We start from the raw sequence: 399 nt of genomic DNA, 5'->3' as shown, positions 1-399 counted from the left end.
ACAGCCAATGCACTCCTCAGAGATGGTGTTCCATTCAATGCATAAACACAGTTGCCGCATCGCGCTGTGCTTGTGCGGGATGACGTGGTGGGCGTCATCAGCGTATCCTTGGGGCAACACCTCCGCCTTCTTCTGCAACTTTTCGTTGACAGAGGCACGGTTCCATTCCACATTCATATGTGAGGCGTAGAAACCTCTGAAAAGCGGCTACCGCTCCCGTCAACTAGCGGATTTTTTGTGCCTTTTTTCTAAAGGTGCAAACCCTTTGCTATGAGCGGGAGGGCGGTGAATACAACACCTCCTTCGGGGGGGAATAAACTCGCCTGTCTGACTCAGGTTTCGAACCTCCCGCTCGCCAGCGGGCCGTCGAAAGCTCAATGTCGTGCGGTTCATTCAACA

The organism is Pseudovibrio sp. W74 (assembly GCF_001623085.1).
In the GTDB taxonomy this organism is placed as follows: domain Bacteria; phylum Pseudomonadota; class Alphaproteobacteria; order Rhizobiales; family Stappiaceae; genus Pseudovibrio.
The sequence above is the reverse complement of the archived record's forward strand: the minus strand, read 5'-3'. Positions refer to the sequence as shown.